14 protein-coding genes and 1 tRNA gene are annotated in these 16040 nt (G+C 68.9%); 3 read left to right on the top strand and 12 right to left on the bottom strand.

Annotated features, from left to right (window positions below; all coding sequences use genetic code 11):
* Nucleotides 1-3 precede the first annotated feature (3 nt).
* Entirely contained in the window at nucleotides 4-255 is a 252-nt protein-coding gene (locus tag ACFYOB_RS04715; RefSeq protein ID WP_388554494.1) for an EF-hand domain-containing protein, read from the bottom strand.
* Between the two features lie 80 nt (nucleotides 256-335).
* The gene (locus ACFYOB_RS04710) at nucleotides 336-659 is read right to left on the bottom strand and encodes a putative quinol monooxygenase (RefSeq protein ID WP_388554491.1); all 324 of its coding nucleotides are present in this window, start codon (nucleotides 657-659) and stop codon (nucleotides 336-338) included.
* A gap of 111 nt (nucleotides 660-770) precedes the next feature.
* On the opposite strand from ACFYOB_RS04710, the gene ACFYOB_RS04705 reads away from it, so the two are divergent.
* Nucleotides 771-1736, top strand: coding sequence for a GlxA family transcriptional regulator (locus ACFYOB_RS04705; RefSeq protein WP_388554488.1), 966 nt, complete (start codon nucleotides 771-773; stop codon nucleotides 1734-1736).
* On the opposite strand, the gene ACFYOB_RS04700 is transcribed toward ACFYOB_RS04705, so the two are convergent.
* Together ACFYOB_RS04700 and ACFYOB_RS04695 are read right to left on the bottom strand one after the other, a co-directional pair.
* Nucleotides 1733-2521 carry a helix-turn-helix domain-containing protein gene (locus ACFYOB_RS04700; RefSeq protein ID WP_388554485.1) on the bottom strand — a complete coding sequence of 263 codons (789 nt, stop codon included), beginning with the start codon at nucleotides 2519-2521 and terminating at the stop codon, nucleotides 1733-1735. The two genes, ACFYOB_RS04705 and ACFYOB_RS04700, sit on opposite strands and share 4 nt — an antisense overlap.
* Nucleotides 2522-2608: 87 nt before the next feature.
* Nucleotides 2609-2691: transfer RNA gene (locus ACFYOB_RS04695), tRNA-Leu, on the bottom strand.
* Nucleotides 2692-2784: 93 nt separating this feature from the next.
* Here ACFYOB_RS04695 and ACFYOB_RS04690 point away from each other — a divergent pair.
* On the top strand, nucleotides 2785-3435 hold the full coding sequence (locus tag ACFYOB_RS04690) for an ANTAR domain-containing response regulator (protein ID WP_388554482.1): 651 nt from the start codon (nucleotides 2785-2787) through the stop codon (nucleotides 3433-3435).
* Between the two features lie 58 nt (nucleotides 3436-3493).
* On the opposite strand, the gene ACFYOB_RS04685 is transcribed toward ACFYOB_RS04690, so the two are convergent.
* The 8 genes from ACFYOB_RS04685 to ACFYOB_RS04650 form a co-directional block, all read right to left on the bottom strand.
* Nucleotides 3494-4210, bottom strand: a complete 717-nt coding sequence (locus tag ACFYOB_RS04685; RefSeq protein WP_388554479.1) for an ABC transporter ATP-binding protein — start codon at nucleotides 4208-4210, stop codon at nucleotides 3494-3496.
* Complete coding sequence (locus ACFYOB_RS04680; RefSeq protein WP_388554476.1) at nucleotides 4207-5160, bottom strand: ABC transporter ATP-binding protein; 954 nt, start codon at nucleotides 5158-5160, stop codon at nucleotides 4207-4209. Before ACFYOB_RS04680 ends, ACFYOB_RS04685 begins: the two co-directional genes overlap by 4 nt.
* A 5-nt stretch (nucleotides 5161-5165) precedes the next feature.
* A complete protein-coding gene (locus ACFYOB_RS04675; protein WP_388554473.1) occupies nucleotides 5166-6887 on the bottom strand; it encodes a branched-chain amino acid ABC transporter permease in 1722 nt (573 codons plus the stop codon).
* A gap of 5 nt (nucleotides 6888-6892) precedes the next feature.
* Nucleotides 6893-7825: a branched-chain amino acid ABC transporter permease gene (locus ACFYOB_RS04670; protein ID WP_388554470.1), complete on the bottom strand. Its 933-nt coding sequence runs from the start codon at nucleotides 7823-7825 to the stop codon at nucleotides 6893-6895.
* Nucleotides 7826-7966: 141 nt separating this feature from the next.
* Nucleotides 7967-9202 carry a branched-chain amino acid ABC transporter substrate-binding protein gene (locus ACFYOB_RS04665; RefSeq protein WP_388554467.1) on the bottom strand — a complete coding sequence of 412 codons (1236 nt, stop codon included), beginning with the start codon at nucleotides 9200-9202 and terminating at the stop codon, nucleotides 7967-7969.
* Nucleotides 9203-9753: 551 nt separating this feature from the next.
* Entirely contained in the window at nucleotides 9754-10155 is a 402-nt protein-coding gene (locus ACFYOB_RS04660; protein WP_388554464.1) for a hypothetical protein, read from the bottom strand.
* A gap of 208 nt (nucleotides 10156-10363) precedes the next feature.
* Nucleotides 10364-10843, bottom strand: coding sequence for a PaaI family thioesterase (locus tag ACFYOB_RS04655; RefSeq protein ID WP_388554461.1), 480 nt, complete (start codon nucleotides 10841-10843; stop codon nucleotides 10364-10366).
* 54 nt (nucleotides 10844-10897) lie between these two features.
* The gene (locus ACFYOB_RS04650) at nucleotides 10898-13168 is read right to left on the bottom strand and encodes an FdhF/YdeP family oxidoreductase (RefSeq protein ID WP_388554458.1); all 2271 of its coding nucleotides are present in this window, start codon (nucleotides 13166-13168) and stop codon (nucleotides 10898-10900) included.
* Nucleotides 13169-13301: 133 nt separating this feature from the next.
* Between ACFYOB_RS04650 and polA the strand changes: the two genes are divergently transcribed.
* Nucleotides 13302-16025, top strand: a complete 2724-nt coding sequence (gene polA / locus ACFYOB_RS04645; RefSeq protein ID WP_388554455.1) for a DNA polymerase I — start codon at nucleotides 13302-13304, stop codon at nucleotides 16023-16025.
* Nucleotides 16026-16040 lie beyond the last annotated feature (15 nt).

The raw sequence follows: 16040 nt of genomic DNA, 5'->3' as shown, positions 1-16040 counted from the left end.
GGACTACCAGCCGAACCGGCGATCGACCACCGCGGCGAACTCCTCGAACGTCAGGACCGCGTCCCCGTTCGCATCGGCCGCATCGAACAGAGCCGACGAAGCATCCACATCCCCCACCGCCCACATCGGCAGCACCCCCTGAGCCGCCAGGGTCGGCCCCTTCGACCGCAGAGCCGTGATCACCTCCAGCCGGGTCAGCTGACCGTCCTGGTTGAGATCCAGCGCATCGAACAGCTTGCGAGCCTTCTCGCTCATCACGCGGTCCCCTTCTCCTATGCCTGGACCTCAACCTACGCCGCCCCGGACCGACACCGGCAACGGCCCCACGGCAGCTCCTAGGCCAGCTTGGCCGCCAGAACATCCACCGGCACGATCTCCGGCGCCTCGGCCAGCAGGCGCGGCGCCTGCTCCATCAGCGCCGCAGCGATCTTGCCCTGCAAGTGCGCCGTACGGTCCTCGTCACTGCCGAACGCGTCGAAGATGCCGAACGTGGTCGGACCCAGACGCAGAGCGAACCACACCGTGGTGAACGCCTCCTCCTGCGCCAGAGCCAGAGCCCCCGTGAGCAGCTCCTCCACATCCTTCACGTGCTCCGGCTTCGCCTCGATCCGGGCGAGCAGGCCGAGGCGGACGGAATCGGAGGACAGGGCCTTGGACATCGCATTTCTCCTTCGTCAGGGCGCATCCGCGCCGTTCGGTGAGATCAACTTATGGCCGCGCCCACCACCCCACCCAGTGGCAGATCCGCCGCTTCCTTTACCGTTTCCGACATGAAGATCTCGGTGCTGGTCACGGACGGACTCTTCGACTCCGGACTGGCCACGGTCGTCGACGTACTGCAGATGGCCAACGAACTGAGGGCCGAACTGCCCCAGCCCCCGCCACCATGGGAACTCACCCGCGTCAACCCCAACGGGCCCATACGCACCGCCTCCGGACACACGATCGAGGCCGTACCCCCGACAGACGCCCCGGACCCCGACCTCCTCGTCGTACCCGGCGCCGGCCCCAAACAGCCCGAACCCCTCCTCAGCTGGGTAGCCGCACCCCAGCGCCAACCCGAACGCGACACCATCCAGCAGGCGCACACGGCCGGCATCCCACTCGCCGCCGCCTGCACGAGCACCTTCCTCCTCGCCGAAACCGGAGTACTCGACGGACTCACCGCCACCACCAGCTGGTGGCTCGCCCCCGCATTCCGCCGGCGCTACCCCCAAGTCACCCTCGACGAAAGCCACATGCTCACCCACGCCGAAGGCGTCACCACCGCCGGCGCAGCCATGGCCCACCTCGACCTCGCACTCTCACTCATCCGCCGCACCAGCCCCGCACTCGCCGACCTCACCGCCCGCTACCTCGTCGTCGACGACCGCCCCACCCAAGCCGGATACGCCATCCCCAGCCACCTCGCCCGCACCGACCCCACCGTCGGAGCCTTCGAACGCTGGATACGAGAACACATCGACCAACCGCTCAAGATGCCCGAAGCAGCCCGCGCCATCGGCGCCAGCGAACGCACCCTCCAACGCGCCGTGGACCGCGTACTCGGCATCTCACCCCTCCGCTTCGCCCAAACCATCCGCCTCGAACAAGCCGCCCACCTGCTACGCACCACCGACCTCCCGACCGAAGCCGTGGCCCGCCGCGTCGGCTACGAGAACGCCTCGACGCTCACGACCCTGCTCCGGCAGCGCCTCGGCATCACCCCGGGCCGCCTGCGGAGCCCCGGGGCCTAGTGCTTGGGCCCGATGTGGGCGTCCATCAGCGCCACGGAGTCCTTCCGGGCGACGGACACGTTGAACGGATCGCTGCCCCGGGCCAGGACCGTCCACCGGACGCCGACCTTGGTGAGCGTGTCGGTACAGAGCCTGCGGATGTCGTCGGACTTGTTGGTGAAGAAGTACCGGGGGTACTCGTAGCGCTTCTTCACGCCGCCGACCATACGGGTGGTCCAGTTGGTGATCCGGCACCCGTCGGAGTGGATCAGCCCCCGGATGAACTCCCACGGGTGGGCGTCCACGATCTCCTTCTGCCACTCTTCGAGGACGATCCGCCGCTCGTGCTTCTTGCCGGGCCCGTGCTGCGGGAACAGGCAGGCGAGGTGCTTCGAGTACACCTTGAGGTCGTGGCACCCGACCTTGCGCGCCCGGCACACCTTGTTGAATGGGAACACTCGCCGCATCGCCTGCTCGGCGGAATCCATGAGGCCTGGCCACTTGTCGTCGCAGGTGATCCTGAGGCTCGGCACGCGGTGACGCGAGTAGTGGCTTATGTGGCCGTCACCGAAATAGAGGCCCAACAAATATGCGTACGCCTGCGAGTCGAGCGGGCTGCCGTCGCATCGTGGACAGTCGGGGTTGTGGGCCCCGGGGCATTCGCCGCGCCTCGCGCGGTCCGCATGCTTCCAATGGCCGACCGTGCCGACGGGCACATTAAGGCGCCGAGCTACTTCCACGTTCTTCGTGCCGCCGCGCAGCAGTGAGATGGCCGTCTGTCGTACTTCGAGGCTATGGAACTCCATGTTGCCACTGTGAGTGACGACCAATAGCCGTACGCAGCAAAAAGCGGACGTTCACACGAAGGTGAACGTCCGCTTTTGCGTCAACTGTGCCCGGTGTGGGATTCGAACCCACATGCCCGAAGGCACGGTGGTTTGAGCACCGCGAGTATGACCAGTTCCTCCAACCGGGCTGGCTGCAGCGTCGTAAGCGTACCCTGTGCCGCGGTGCGTTCGCCGCTAGGTAGGCTCATCCAAGCAGCGCAGCCCCGCAAAGAGGAGCCTCCGTGACCGCCGAGCACGAGTCGACGCCCACGCCCGACGCCGACCAGTCGCACGTTCCGCCGCTGACGACCCGCGTCGTCATCGCCGAGGACGAGGCGCTCATCCGTCTCGACCTGAAAGAGATGCTGGAGGAGGAGGGGTACGCCGTCGTCGGTGAGGCCGGGGACGGCCAGACGGCCGTCGAGCTGGCCCGCGAACACCGCCCGGACCTGGTCATCCTCGACGTGAAGATGCCCGTCCTGGACGGGATCTCCGCCGCCGAGAAGATCGCGGAGGAGTCCATCGCCCCGGTACTGATGCTGACCGCGTTCTCGCAGCGCGACCTCGTCGAACGCGCCCGGGACGCCGGTGCCATGGCGTACCTCGTCAAGCCGTTCAGCAAGAGCGATGTCGTGCCGGCCATCGAGATGGCGGTGTCCCGCTTCGCCGAGCTGAAGGCGCTGGAGAAGGAGGTCGCCGACCTTTCGCTCCGGCTGGAGACGCGCAAGCTCGTCGACCGTGCCAAGAGCATCCTGCAGACCCAGTACGGGCTCACCGAGCCCGCGGCCTTCCGGTGGATCCAGAAGACCTCCATGGACCGCCGCATGTCCATGCAGCAGGTCGCGGAGGCGGTCATCGAGGACGCCGAGGAGAAGAAGAACGCCGCCCAGTAGACGCGGACATGCGTGAGGCCCGCCTCCCCCCGAGGAGAGGCGGGCCTCACACGTTTTGTCAGTCCTCGCCGAGGTAGGCCTTGCGGACGTCCTCGTCGTGGAGGAGGTGCTGGCCGGTGCCGGAGAGAACGATCTTGCCGATCTCCATGACGTGAGCCTGGTCGGCGAGCGAGAGCGCCGCCTGGGCGTTCTGCTCGACGAGCAGGATGGTCATGCCCGAGGCCTTGAGCTCGGAGATGGTCGCCATGATCTTCTGCATCATCAGCGGGGAGAGACCCATGGAGGGCTCGTCCAGCATGAGGAGCTTGGGCTGGGACATGAGGGCCCGGCCCATGGCGAGCATCTGCTGCTCACCGCCCGAGAGGGTGCCGGCGGCCTGCTTGCGGCGTTCGCCCAGGATGGGGAACATCTCGTAGGCGCGCTGGATGTCCTTCTCGATGCCGTCCTTGTCGGTGCGCAGGAACGCGCCGAGCTGGAGGTTTTCGGCGATCGTCAGCCGGGGGAAGATGTGGCGTCCCTCGGGGGAGTGGGCGAGGCCCAGGGAGACGATCTTGTGGGCGGGGACGCTGGCGAGCGGCTGTCCGTCGAAGGTGATGCTGCCGCTCTTGGGCTTGAGGAGCCCGGAGAGGGTGCGCAGGGTGGTCGTCTTGCCGGCGCCGTTGGTGCCGACGAGGCAGACGATTTCGCCTTCGTTGACTTCGAAGGAGATTCCCTTGACGGCTTCGATCTTGCCGTAGGCGACTTTGAGGTCTTCGACCTTGAGCATTGCGGTCACTTGGCCTCTCCTTCCGTGCTGGTGGTGCTGGTGGTGCTGTCCGCTTCCGCTTCTTCGTCCGTGGCTTCGGCTTCGGCCTCGGCCTCGGCCTCGGCTGCGGATTCCGCTTCGGCGGCGGCTTCGGCTGCTTCGACCTCGGCTACTTCTGCGGCGCCGGGGTCGCCCTCGAAGGGGGTGCCGAGGTAGGCGGCGATGACGCGCTCGTCGCCCTGGACCTCTGCGGCCGTGCCCTCGATGAGCTTCTCGCCCTGGACGAGGCAGGCGACGCGGTCGCACAGGTTGAAGATGAAGCGCATGTCGTGCTCGATGACGAGGACGGCGATGCCCATGTCGCGGATGGCGAAGATGAGTTCTTCGGCCGCTCGCGTCTCCTGCGGGTTCATGCCGGCGGTGGGCTCGTCCAGGAGGATGAGACCGGGGTCGCTGGCAAGGGCGCGGGCGATTTCGAGCTTGCGCTGCTCGCCGTAGGGGAGGTTCTTGGCGAGGTGGCCGGCCTTGTTCTGCAGGCCGATGAACTCGAGGAGTTCCATGGCGCGTGCTTCGCTGGCGGCTTCGGCCTTCTTGAAGCCGGGGCCGCGCAGGATGGCGGACCAGAGGCCTTCCTTGGTGCGGGTGTGGCGTCCGACGAGGACGTTCTCCAGCACGGTCATGTTGTGGAAGAGCCGGATGTTCTGGAAGGTGCGGGCGACGCCGGCCGCGGTGACCTTGTGGGGCGTGGGCGGCAGGACGGTGCCCTTGTAGCTGACGGTGCCCTCGGTGGGGACGTACAGCCCGGTGAGGCAGTTGAAGAAGGTGGTCTTGCCGGCGCCGTTGGGGCCGATGAGGCCGACGATCTCGCCGGCGTTGACCTTGAGGTCGACGCCCTTGACGGCGGTGAGGCCGCCGAAGCGCATGGTGACGCCGCTGGCTTCGAGCACCGTGGTCTTGGTGGTGGTGTCTGTGGTGGTCATGTCGTTCACGCCCCCGCCTTGGCGGTGGCCAGGTCCGCGGGGGCCTGGTCAGCGGTGTCGTCGTGGTACTCGAGCTGCGCCCGCTTGTTGGCGATGAGGCCTTCGGGGCGGAAGCGCATGAGCAGGATGAGGGCGATGCCGAAGGCGAGGAGCTGGTAGTCCTGGAGGAAGGCCAGCTTCGCCGGGATCAGGAAGAGCAGTGCGGCGCCGAGGATGGGGCCGCGGATGGTGCCCATGCCGCCGAGGATGACGGCGGCGAGGAGGAACGCGGAGTTCGGCGGGACGGGCCCGGCGAAGACGTAGTTCTCGGGGACGACCGTGCTGTTGACGTGTGCCTGGACGGTGCCGGCGAGGCCGGCGAGGGTGGCGCCGAGGGCGAAGGCGATGAGCTTGACCTTGAAGCCGTTGATGCCCATGGCTTCGGCGGCGGTCTCGTCTTCGCGGATGGCGACCCAGGCGCGGCCGATGCGGCTGTTGCCGGCACGGGAGAAGACCAGTACCACTACGGCCATGACGAGCAGCATCAGGAAGTAGTAGTTGGCGTAGGCGCCGAGGACGATGCCGCCGACGGTGTGGGACTCCCCGAAGTTCCACCCGAACAGGTCGAGGTGGGGGATGTTGGGGATGCCGTTCGGGCCGTTGGTGATGTCCGGGCCGGAGTCGCCGTCGAGGTTGCCCATGGCGATGCGGAAGATTTCTCCGAAGCCGAGGGTGACGATGGCGAGGTAGTCGCCGCGCAGGCGCAGGGTGGGTGCACCGATGATCACGCCGAAGACGAGCGAGGCGAGTGCGCCGACGATGACCGCCGCCCAGAAGGGCAGGTGGATGCCGAAGGCGGAGGCGGTGCTGCCGGAGACCAGGGCCGCGGCGTAGGCGCCGACACCGAGGAAGGCGACGTATCCGAGGTCGAGGAGGCCGGCGAGGCCGACGACGACGTTGAGGCCGAGGGCGACGGTCGCGAAGATCAGGATGTTGACCGCGATGAGCGTGTAGGTGTCGCCGCTCTGCTGGATGAACGGGAAGCCGATCGCGGCGGCCGCGGTGCCGAGCAGGGTGACCTGGCGGTGCTTCGCGGTGAGGGTGCCGAGGCGGTCGAAGAGACCGGCCTTGAGCAGGGCGAAGCCCGCGATGCCGACGGTGAGCAGGTACGTGACGAAGAGCTGCGGTTCCTTGTCATCGGTGTCGATGCCGAAGGTGATGACGTAGAGGCCGAGGGCGAAGACGCCGGTGATGATGAGGATCTCGGCCCAGGCGGGCAGCTGCTTGGCGGGGGACGCCTTGTGGCTGTCGTCGGGGAGCTTGTACGCGGCGAGGGCCGGGATGAGCGATCCGACGAGGGCGACGTAGGCGCCGGGCTCCAGGTGGACGAAGCCGCCGAGGACCACGGCGATGGCGATGACCGTGAACCAGGTGCCGGCGAGGGTGCCGAGCGAGAGGATCCATACGGGCTTGCGGGCGCCGGTGGGGGTGAGCCAGCGCAGGCCCTTGACGCCGAGCGCGGAGAGCGCGAAGGCGGCGGTGAGGAGTCCGGCGATCAGGCTGAGGGACTGGATGGGCGCCGGGCTGCCGTAGTAGGTGAGGTCACCGGGGAACTCGTCGGTCCAGGTCCAGGCGAGGAAGGCGCTGATGACGGTGAGGAGGCTGCCGCCGATGACCGCGTAGAGGAGTGCGGCGGGGGCGGTGCCCTGCTTGGCGACGTCGGTCTGCGGGGTGGTGTTGGTGGTCATGTTTTTCACGCCCGATCCGCGACGCGCTCGCCGAGCAGGCCTTGTGGCCGCACGAGGAGGACGACGATGAGGAGTACGAACGCCCAGACGTTGGACCAGGCTCCACCGCCGAGCTGCGACATGCCGGGGATGTCTTCGATGTAGGCGATCGACAGGGCTTCGGCGAGGCCGAGGACGACGCCGCCGACCATGGCGCCGTAGATGTTGCCGATGCCGCCGAGGACGGCTGCGGTGAAGGCCTTCAGTCCGAGGATGAAGCCCATTTCGAAGTTGATCTGGCCCTTGTCGAGGCCGTAGGCGACGGCGGCGACGGCGGCGAACGCGGCACCGATGGCGAAGGCCATGACGATGATGCGGTCGGTGTTGATGCCCATCAGCTTCGCGGTGTCGGGGTCCTGCGCGGTGGCCTGCATGGCGCGGCCGCTGCGGCTCTTGGAGACGAAGACGCCGAGGGCGAGCATGCAGAGCGGGGCGAGGATGAGGACGAAGAGGTCCGCGCGCTGGATGGCCAGGCTGTCGGTGATCTTGAAGGCGGCACCCTTGAACTCAGGGAAGCTGACTGCCTTCTTGGCGTCCGGGTAGAACTGCCAGACAAGCTGCTGGAGCGCGATCGAGAGGCCGATTGCGGTGATGAGCGGGGCGAGCCGTGGGGCGCTGCGCAGGGGGCGGTAGGCGAAGCGTTCGGCTGCGGTCGCGACGAGGACCGAGGCGAGTGCGCCTCCGACGATCATGACGGGTATCGCGATCAGCAGGGAGGTGCCGGTCGGGAGTGCGGCGTAGGCGGTGAGCGCGCCGAAGCCGCCGATCATGAAGATCTCGCCGTGGGCGAAGTTGATGAGCTGGACGATGCCGTAGACCATGGTGTACCCGATGGCGATGAGGCCATAAAGGGCACCGAGGGCAAGGCCGTTGGCCAGCTGTTGCGGCAGTTCGTGCACCGCAGGGCCTCCGATGAGCGTGTCGGATAAGACTCCGCGCGAGGGCGCTGTTGCGCCCTCGCGCGGCTGGTTCTTTATGAGGGGGTCAGACCGCCGTCGGGACGGACCGGCCTGGGAGTCCCGGCTGGCGGGACGTGGGGGTTACTGGTTGAAGGTGTCGCTCTTGACGTCGATCCACTTGCCGCCCTCGACCTTGTAGACCGTGAGCTGCTTGTTGGTGGTGTCGCCGTACTGGTCGAACGCGACCTTGCCGGTCACGCCCTCGAAGGAGACCTTGCCGAGAGCCTCGACGACCTTGGCGCGGGCGTCGGTGGGGAGCTTGCCGCTGTTGGCGGCGACGACGGCCTTGACGGCCTGGATGACGGACCAGCCGGCGTCGTAGGAGTAGCCGCCGTAGGCCGCGTAGGGGTCCTTGTAGCCGGCTGCCTGGTAGTCGGCGATGAAGGTCTTGGCGGTGGGGAGCTTCTCGACCGGGTAACCGATGGAGGTGGAGAGGTCGCCCTCGTTGGCCTCGCCGGAGGCGGTGATGAAGGCGGGGTCCTGGATGCCGTCGCCGCCCATGAGCGGGATGTTGGCGCCGGTCTTCTTGATCTGGTCGGCGAGCAGGCCGCCCTCGGGGTACTGGCCGCCGAAGTAGACGGAGTCGGCACCGGAGGACTTGACCTTGTCGGCGGTGGAGGAGAAGTCGGTCTCCTTCACGGTGACGTGGTCGGTACCGACGACCTCGCCGCCGAGCTTCTTGAACTCGTCGGAGAAGATCGCGGCCAGGCCGGCGCCGTAGGTCTGCTTGTCGTCGACGACGAAGACCTTCTTCTTGCCGGCGTCCTTGAAGAGGTACTGGGCGGCGAACTTGCCCTGGACCACGTCGGTGGCGGCGGTGCGGAAGTAGGTGTCGAAGGGGCGCTTGAACTCGCCCTTGCCCCAGTTGTCGCCCTGGCTGAGCGAGGGGTTGGTGTTGGCGGGCGAGACCTGCGCCAGCTTGGCGGAGGCGAAGACGCCCTGCATCTGCTGGGCGACGCCGGAGTTCAGCGGGCCGACGACGCCTACGACGTCCTTGTTGCCGACGAGCTTGGTGGCGTTGGCCTGACCGGAGGCGGGGACCGCCTGGTCGTCGAGGGCCTCGACCTTGAACTCGATGCCGGGGACCTCGTTGTTCTTGTTGGCCGTCTTGGCCGCGAGGTCGACCGAGTTCTTGATGCCCTGGCCGAGAGCGGAAAGCGAGCCGGTGAGGGGGGCGTCCACGCCGATGACGACGACGGTCTTCTTGCCGTCGGACTTGTCCCCGCCCTTCGCCTCATCGCGCGATCCGCAGGCGGTGAGGGTCAGTGCTCCCGTGGTGATCACGGTGGTGAGGACGAGCAAAGAACGGTGTCGCACGATTCTTCCTTTCCCTGGCGCGGCTCCCTCTGTGAGGTGCCGTTCGGTCGCCGGGCCGCACTGGGATGTACAGCGGCCGTGCTGGTCGCGCCCAGCGGCGCGGTGACTGGCCGTGACTCTAGGCCCGAGGTGGTGAACACGGGGAGCGGAGAAAGGAGGATGTGACGCTCTTGTTATGCCAAGGCCAAGAATGCGTGGTGGGAGTGTGGACAAAACGGACGTTTTGCGACACCTGGGAATGTCCGCATCGTGAGAATTACCTGTTCCTCTAAGGGGCTTGAGGCCTCCATGCACCTGTCTTAGATCAAATTGCGCCAAATGTAGCTGCGTGTGTCCGGAGGAATTCGCCCGGTGGCTTTCGCAGGGGAAAAGGCGGGATTACATACGACGTGACCATTACGCAGAGTGATGCCCGGGGGTAGGCAAAGGTGATCCATTTCGCTCGGATGGATCTTGTTCTCGGCGCGAAAGTGCCCCTCACCTGCGGTCGGGCCCCGCGGCGGCGAGTGCCCGGAAGGCGGACAGCGTGCTCGGGAATGCGGTGACCTGGCTCACGTCGGGGGTCGCCAGTTCTCCGAGCTCCACGTCGCGCCGTTCCGCTCGGTGCAGCGCTGGGCGACGAGCCGGTCGATCAGCTCAAGTGCCCTGTCCCGCCCGGCAGTTCGCTCCTCGGCCCGGCCTGCGGCCACGGCTTCCTCGTGGATCGCGTACTGGTCGTTGGACAGCCCCTTCTGCTCCCAGTCCAGACCGGACCACTTGGTGCCCAGAAGGGTCTCCTTCGCCCAGTAGGACACGAGGCTGGTGCAGATCTGTGCGGGGGAGGAAGGGCTGGACGCCGGGGTCCCGGTGCCGGCCGCGGAGGGTGGGGCGGAAGGCGAGCATCCGGTCAGGGCGAGCGCCGCGAGCAGGGTGGAGGCGGCGTACCGGACCGTGGAGCGTGGCTGGGTCCCCATGAGGGGAAGGTAGGCGGTCACCATCGGTGACACAACAGCAGCGGCAGGAACGGGCGCGGACTGGCGGATTCCGGTCGGGTCGGGGTCCCAAGGGGCCGGATGGCGCCGGACGGCGGCAGGCCCGGACCCGCCGCGCGTGGGGCGGGGTCCGGACCTGCGGGTGGCGCCCGTTGTGGGTGTGGCGCCCGTGTGCGGGGGCCGGCCGGGGTCAGGCTCCGGCCGGGGCGTCGCCGGCCGGGGCGTCGCGCAGCAGGCAGGTCAGCCGGGCGGTGCAGACGCGCCGGTCCTGCTCGTCGCTGATCACGATGTCGAAGGTGGTGGTGGAGCGGCCCCGGTGTACGGGGGTGGCGACTCCGGTGACGACGCCGGAGCGCACGCCCCGGTGGTGGGTGCAGTTCAGGTCCACGCCGACGGCGATCTTGCTGATGCCGCCGTGCATCATCGCGCCGACGGAGCCGAGGGTCTCGGCGAGGACGGCGGAGGCCCCGCCGTGCAGCAGTCCGTACGGCTGGGTGTTGCCCTTGACCGGCATGGTGCCGACGACCCGCTCGGCTGAGGCCTCCAGGATGCGGATGTCCATGCGCTCGCCGAGGTCGCCCGCCGAGAACAGCGCGGGCAGGTCGATGCCCAGGGCCGCGTACTCGTCGAGGACCTCCTGCGGGAACCTCACTGCGTGCTTCTCGCCCATGGGCCGGCTCCGTTCGTCAACGCTCGTTAACCTGCTTGTCCTGAGGTCGTTCTATCAGGCCGGTTCGAAGCGGATGACGACGGACTTGCTCGCCGGGGTATTGCTGGTGTCCGCGGTGGAGTCGAGCGGCACCAGCACGTTGGTCTCGGGGTAGTACGCGGCCGCGCAGCCCCGTGCGGTCGGGTAGTGCACGACGCGGAAGCCGGGCGCGCGCCGCTCCACGGCGTCGTTCCACTCGCTCACCAGGTCCGTGTACGAACCGTCCGCGAGCCCGAGCTCCGCGGCGTCCTCGGGGTTGACCATGACGACGCGGCGGCCGCCGGTGATCCCCCGGTAGCGGTCGTCGAGGCCGTAGATGGTGGTGTTGTACTGGTCGTGGCTGCGCAGGGTCTGGAGCAGCAGCCGGCCCTCGGGGATCTTCGGGTACTCGACGGGCGCGGCGGTGAAATTGGCCTTGCCGGTCGTGGTGGGGAAGCGGCGCTCGTCGCGCGGGGCGTGCGGGAGGCGGAAGCCCTCGGGGCGGGCCGCGCGGGCGTTGAAGTCCTCGAAGCCGGGGATCACGCGGGAGATCCGGTCGCGGATGGCCGCGTAGTCCCGCTCGAACTCCTCCCACGGGGTCTTCGAGGCCCCGCCGAGGACCGCGCGGGCCATGCGGGCCACGATCGCGGGCTCGGAGAGCAGGTGCGGGGAAGCGGGGGCGAGGTTGCCGCGGGAGGCGTGGACCATGCCCATGGAGTCCTCGACGGTGACGAACTGCTTGCCGGAGGCCTGTACGTCCTTGTCGGTGCGGCCGAGGGTCGGCAGGATCAGGGCGCGCCGGCCGGTGACCGCGTGGGAGCGGTTGAGCTTGGTGGAGACGTGAACGGTGAGGGAGGCGCGGCGGATCGCGGCCTCTGTGACGTCGGTGTCGGGGGTCGCGCCGACGAAGTTGCCGCCCATGGCGAAGAGGACCTTGGCCTCGCCGTCGCGCAGGGCCTGGATGGAGCGGACCACGTCGTAGCCGTGCCCGCGCGGCGAGGTGATCTGGAATTCGCGGTCGAGCGAGTCGAGGAAGGCGGGCGCGGGGCGCTCGAAGATGCCCATGGTGCGGTCGCCCTGGACGTTGGAGTGACCGCGGACGGGGCAGACGCCGGCGCCGGGGCGGCCGATGTTGCCGCGCAGCAGCAGGAGGTTGACGACCTCGCGGATGGTGGCGACGGAGTGCTTGTGCTGGGTGAGGCCCATGGCCCAGCAGACGATGGTGCGCTTCGAGGCCAGGACCATGGCCAGAGCCTGCTCGATCTCGGGCCGGGTCAGGCCGGTGGCGGTGAGCGTCTCGGCCCAGTCGGCCTTCTCGGCGGCGGCCGCGAGCTCCTCGTAGCCGTGGGTGTGCTCGCGGATGAAGGCCTCGTCGGTGGCGCCCTCCGTCTCGATGACGAGCTTGTTGAGGAGGCGGAAGAGGGCCTGGTCCCCGCCGATGCGGATCTGCAGGAAGAGGTCGTTCAGGGCGGTGCCCTTGAGCATGCCGACCGGGGTCTGGGGGTTCTTGAAGCGCTCCAGGCCGGCCTCGGGCAGCGGGTTCACCGAGATGATCTTCGCGCCTGCGGACTTGGCCTTCTCCAGGGCGGAGAGCATGCGCGGGTGGTTGGTGCCCGGGTTCTGCCCGGCGACGATGATCAGGTCCGCCTGGTGGAGGTCTTCGAGGGAGACGCTGCCCTTGCCGATGCCGATGGTCTCGTTCAGTGCGGAGCCCGAGGACTCGTGGCACATGTTGGAGCAGTCGGGCAGGTTGTTGGTGCCGAACTCGCGGGCGAAGAGCTGGAAGAGGAACGCGGCCTCGTTGCTGGTGCGGCCCGAGGTGTAGAAGAGGGCCTCGTCGGGGGAGTCGAGGGCCGTCAGCTCCTCGGCGATGATCTCGAAGGCCCGTTCCCAGCTGACCGCCTTGTACCGGTCGCCGCCCTCCGGCAGGTACATCGGGTGTGTGATCCGGCCCTGCTGGCCCAGCCAGTACCCGGAGCGCGTGGCGAGGTCGGCGAGCGGGTGCGCGGCGAAGAACTCCGGGGTGACCCGGCGCAGCGTGGCCTCCTCGGCGACCGCCTTGGCGCCGTTCTCGCAGAACTCGGCGGTGTGCCGCTTGTCGCCTTCGGGCCAGGCGCAGCCCGGGCAGTCGAAGCCGTCCTTCTGGTTGACCTTGAGCAGGGTGCGCGCGGTGCGGACGACGCCCATCTGCTGCTGCGCGATCCGCAGGGTGTGCCCGATCGCGGGCAGGCCGGCGGCGGCGTGCTTGGGGGGCGCGACCTGCGGCGCGTCCTGTACGGGATCACCTGCGGGCGGCTTGGTGGCCATGTCGCTCCCCTTTGAGCAGTCGGGCGTCGCAGCGGCGGCCGCTGCATGTGTTCGGGTAGGCGTCCGATCCTGTCACGCCCTGCGGACATTGCCGACGCCGGAATTGTCAGCGGGGCCGCCTAGGATCGGGGGCGTGGCAGATTCAGCATCGAAGAAGACCGACCAGACGACCGCAGCGGACCGCCCCCGCCTGATGCTCATGGACGGGCACTCCCTGGCGTACCGGGCGTTCTTCGCGCTGCCCGCGGAGAACTTCACGACCGCGACCGGCCAGCCGACCAACGCCATCTACGGCTTCGCGTCGATGCTGGCGAACACGCTGCGCGACGAGGCGCCCACGCACTTCGCGGTGGCGTTCGACGTGTCCCGCAAGACGTGGCGCTCGACGGAGTTCCCCGAGTACAAGGCGAACCGCTCCAAGACCCCCGACGAGTTCAAGGGGCAGGTCGAGCTGATCGGCGAGCTGCTCGACGCCATGCACGTGCCGAGGTTCGCGATCGACGGCTTCGAGGCCGACGACGTGATCGCGACGCTGGCGACGCAGGCGGAGGCCGCCGGCTTCGACGTGCTGATCGTCACCGGCGACCGCGACTCCTTCCAGCTCGTCTCCGAGCGCACCACCGTGCTCTACCCGACCAAGGGCGTCTCCGAGCTGACCCGGTTCACCCCGGAGAAGGTGGAGGAGAAGTACGGCCTCACCCCGCAGCAGTACCCGGACTTCGCGGCGCTGCGCGGTGACCCGTCCGACAACCTGCCGGGCATCCCGGGCGTCGGCGAGAAGACCGCAGCCAAGTGGATCACCCAGTTCGGGTCGTTCGCGCAGCTCGTGGAGCGCGCCGAGGAGGTCAAGGGCAAGGCCGGGCAGAACTTCCGGGACCACCTGGAGGCCGTCAAGCTCAACCGCGTCCTGACCGAGATGGTCAAGGACGTCGAGCTGTCCAAGACCCCGGCCGACCTGGCCCGCCTCCCGTACGACCGGTCCGCCGTGACCGGGGTGCTGGACGTGCTGGAGATCCGCAACGCCTCGCTGCGCGAGCGGCTGCTGGCCGTGGACCCGGGCGCGGCCGAGGAAGCGGCCCCGGCTCCGGCCGCGGCGGCCGTGGAGCTGGACGGCTCCGTGCTGGGCGCGGGCGAGCTCGCGCCGTGGCTCGAAGCCCACGCGGGCGCACCGCTGGGCGTGTCCACCGTCGACAGCTGGGCGCTGGGGCAGGGCAGCATCAGCGAGATCGCGCTGGCCTCGGCCGAGGGCGCGGCCGCCTGGTTCGAGCCGTCCGAGCTGGACGAGGCCGACGAGCGGGCCTTCGCGGCCTGGGCGGCCGATGCGGCTAAGCCGAAGGTCGTGCACAACGCCAAGGGCCTGATGCGGGTCTTCCCCGAGCACGGCTGGAGCCTCGCGGGCGTCACCATGGACACCGCGCTCGCCGCCTACCTGGTCAAGCCGGGCCGCCGCTCCTTCGCGCTCGACGTGCTGTCCAACGAGTACCTGCACCGGGAGCTCGCGCCGGCCGCCGCCCACGGCCAGCTCGCCTTCGGCGCCGACGAGACGGCCGAGGCGGAGGCGCTGATGGCGCAGGCCCGCGCCGTCCTCGACCTGGGGGACGCGTTCACCGGCAAGCTCACCGAGGTCGGCGCGGCCGAGCTGCTCCACGACATGGAGCTGCCCACCTCCGAGCTGCTCGCCCGGATGGAGCGGGCCGGCATCGCCGCCGACCGCGACCACCTGGAGGCCATGGAGCAGCAGTTCGCCGGAGCGGTGCAGCAGGCGGTGAAGGAGGCGCACGCGGCGGTCGGCCACGAGTTCAACCTCGGCTCGCCCAAGCAGCTCCAGGAGGTCTTCTTCGGAGAGCTGGACCTGCCGAAGACGAAGAAGACCAAGACCGGCTACACCACGGACGCAGACGCGCTGGCCTGGCTGGCCGCGCAGACCGACCACGAACTGCCGGTGATCATGCTGCGGCACCGGGAGCAGGCCAAGCTGCGCGTCACCGTCGAGGGCCTGGTCAAGACGATCGCCGCCGACGGCCGGGTGCACACCAGCTTCAGCCAGACCGTCGCCGCGACCGGACGCCTGTCGTCCACCGACCCCAACCTGCAGAACGTGCCGGTGCGTACCGACGAGGGCCGCGCGATCCGCCGCGGCTTCGTCGTCGGCGAGGGCTTCGAGTCCCTCATGACCGCCGACTACAGCCAGATCGAGCTGCGCGTGATGGCCCACCTCTCCGAGGACGAGGGCCTGATCGAGGCGTTCGCGACCGGCGAGGACCTGCACACCACCGTCGCCTCCCAGGTGTTCGGCGTGGAGCGGTCCCACGTCGACGCCGAGATGCGCCGCAAGATCAAGGCCATGTCGTACGGCCTCGCGTACGGGCTGTCCGCCTTCGGTCTCGCCCAGCAGCTGAACATCGAGCCCGCCGAGGCGCGCGGCCTGATGGAGACCTTCTTCGAGCGGTTCGGCGGGGTCCGCGACTACCTGCAGCGCGTCGTCGACGAGGCCCGGGCCACCGGGTACACGGCGACGATCTTCGGCCGTCGCCGGTACCTGCCCGATCTGGGCAGCGACAACCGCCAGCGCCGCGAGGCCGCTGAGCGGATGGCGCTCAACGCCCCGATCCAGGGCACCGCGGCCGACATCGTCAAGATCGCGATGCTGCGCGTGGACAAGGCGATCGTGGCGGCCGGCCTGAAGTCGCGGATGCTGCTCCAGGTCCACGACGAAATCGTGCTGGAGATCGCCCCGGGCGAGCGCGGTTCAGTGGAGGAGCTGGTACGCCGCGAGATGGGCGCCGCCGTCGACCTCCGCGCCCCGCTGGACGTCTCGGTGGGCGTCGGCTCCGACTGGGAGTCCGCCGCGCACTGACCCGCGCCCGCGACT

The organism is Streptomyces sp. NPDC006463 (assembly GCF_042870715.1).
In the GTDB taxonomy this organism is placed as follows: Bacteria; Actinomycetota; Actinomycetes; order Streptomycetales; family Streptomycetaceae; genus Streptomyces.
This window is presented reverse-complemented; position numbering and strand designations above follow the sequence as displayed.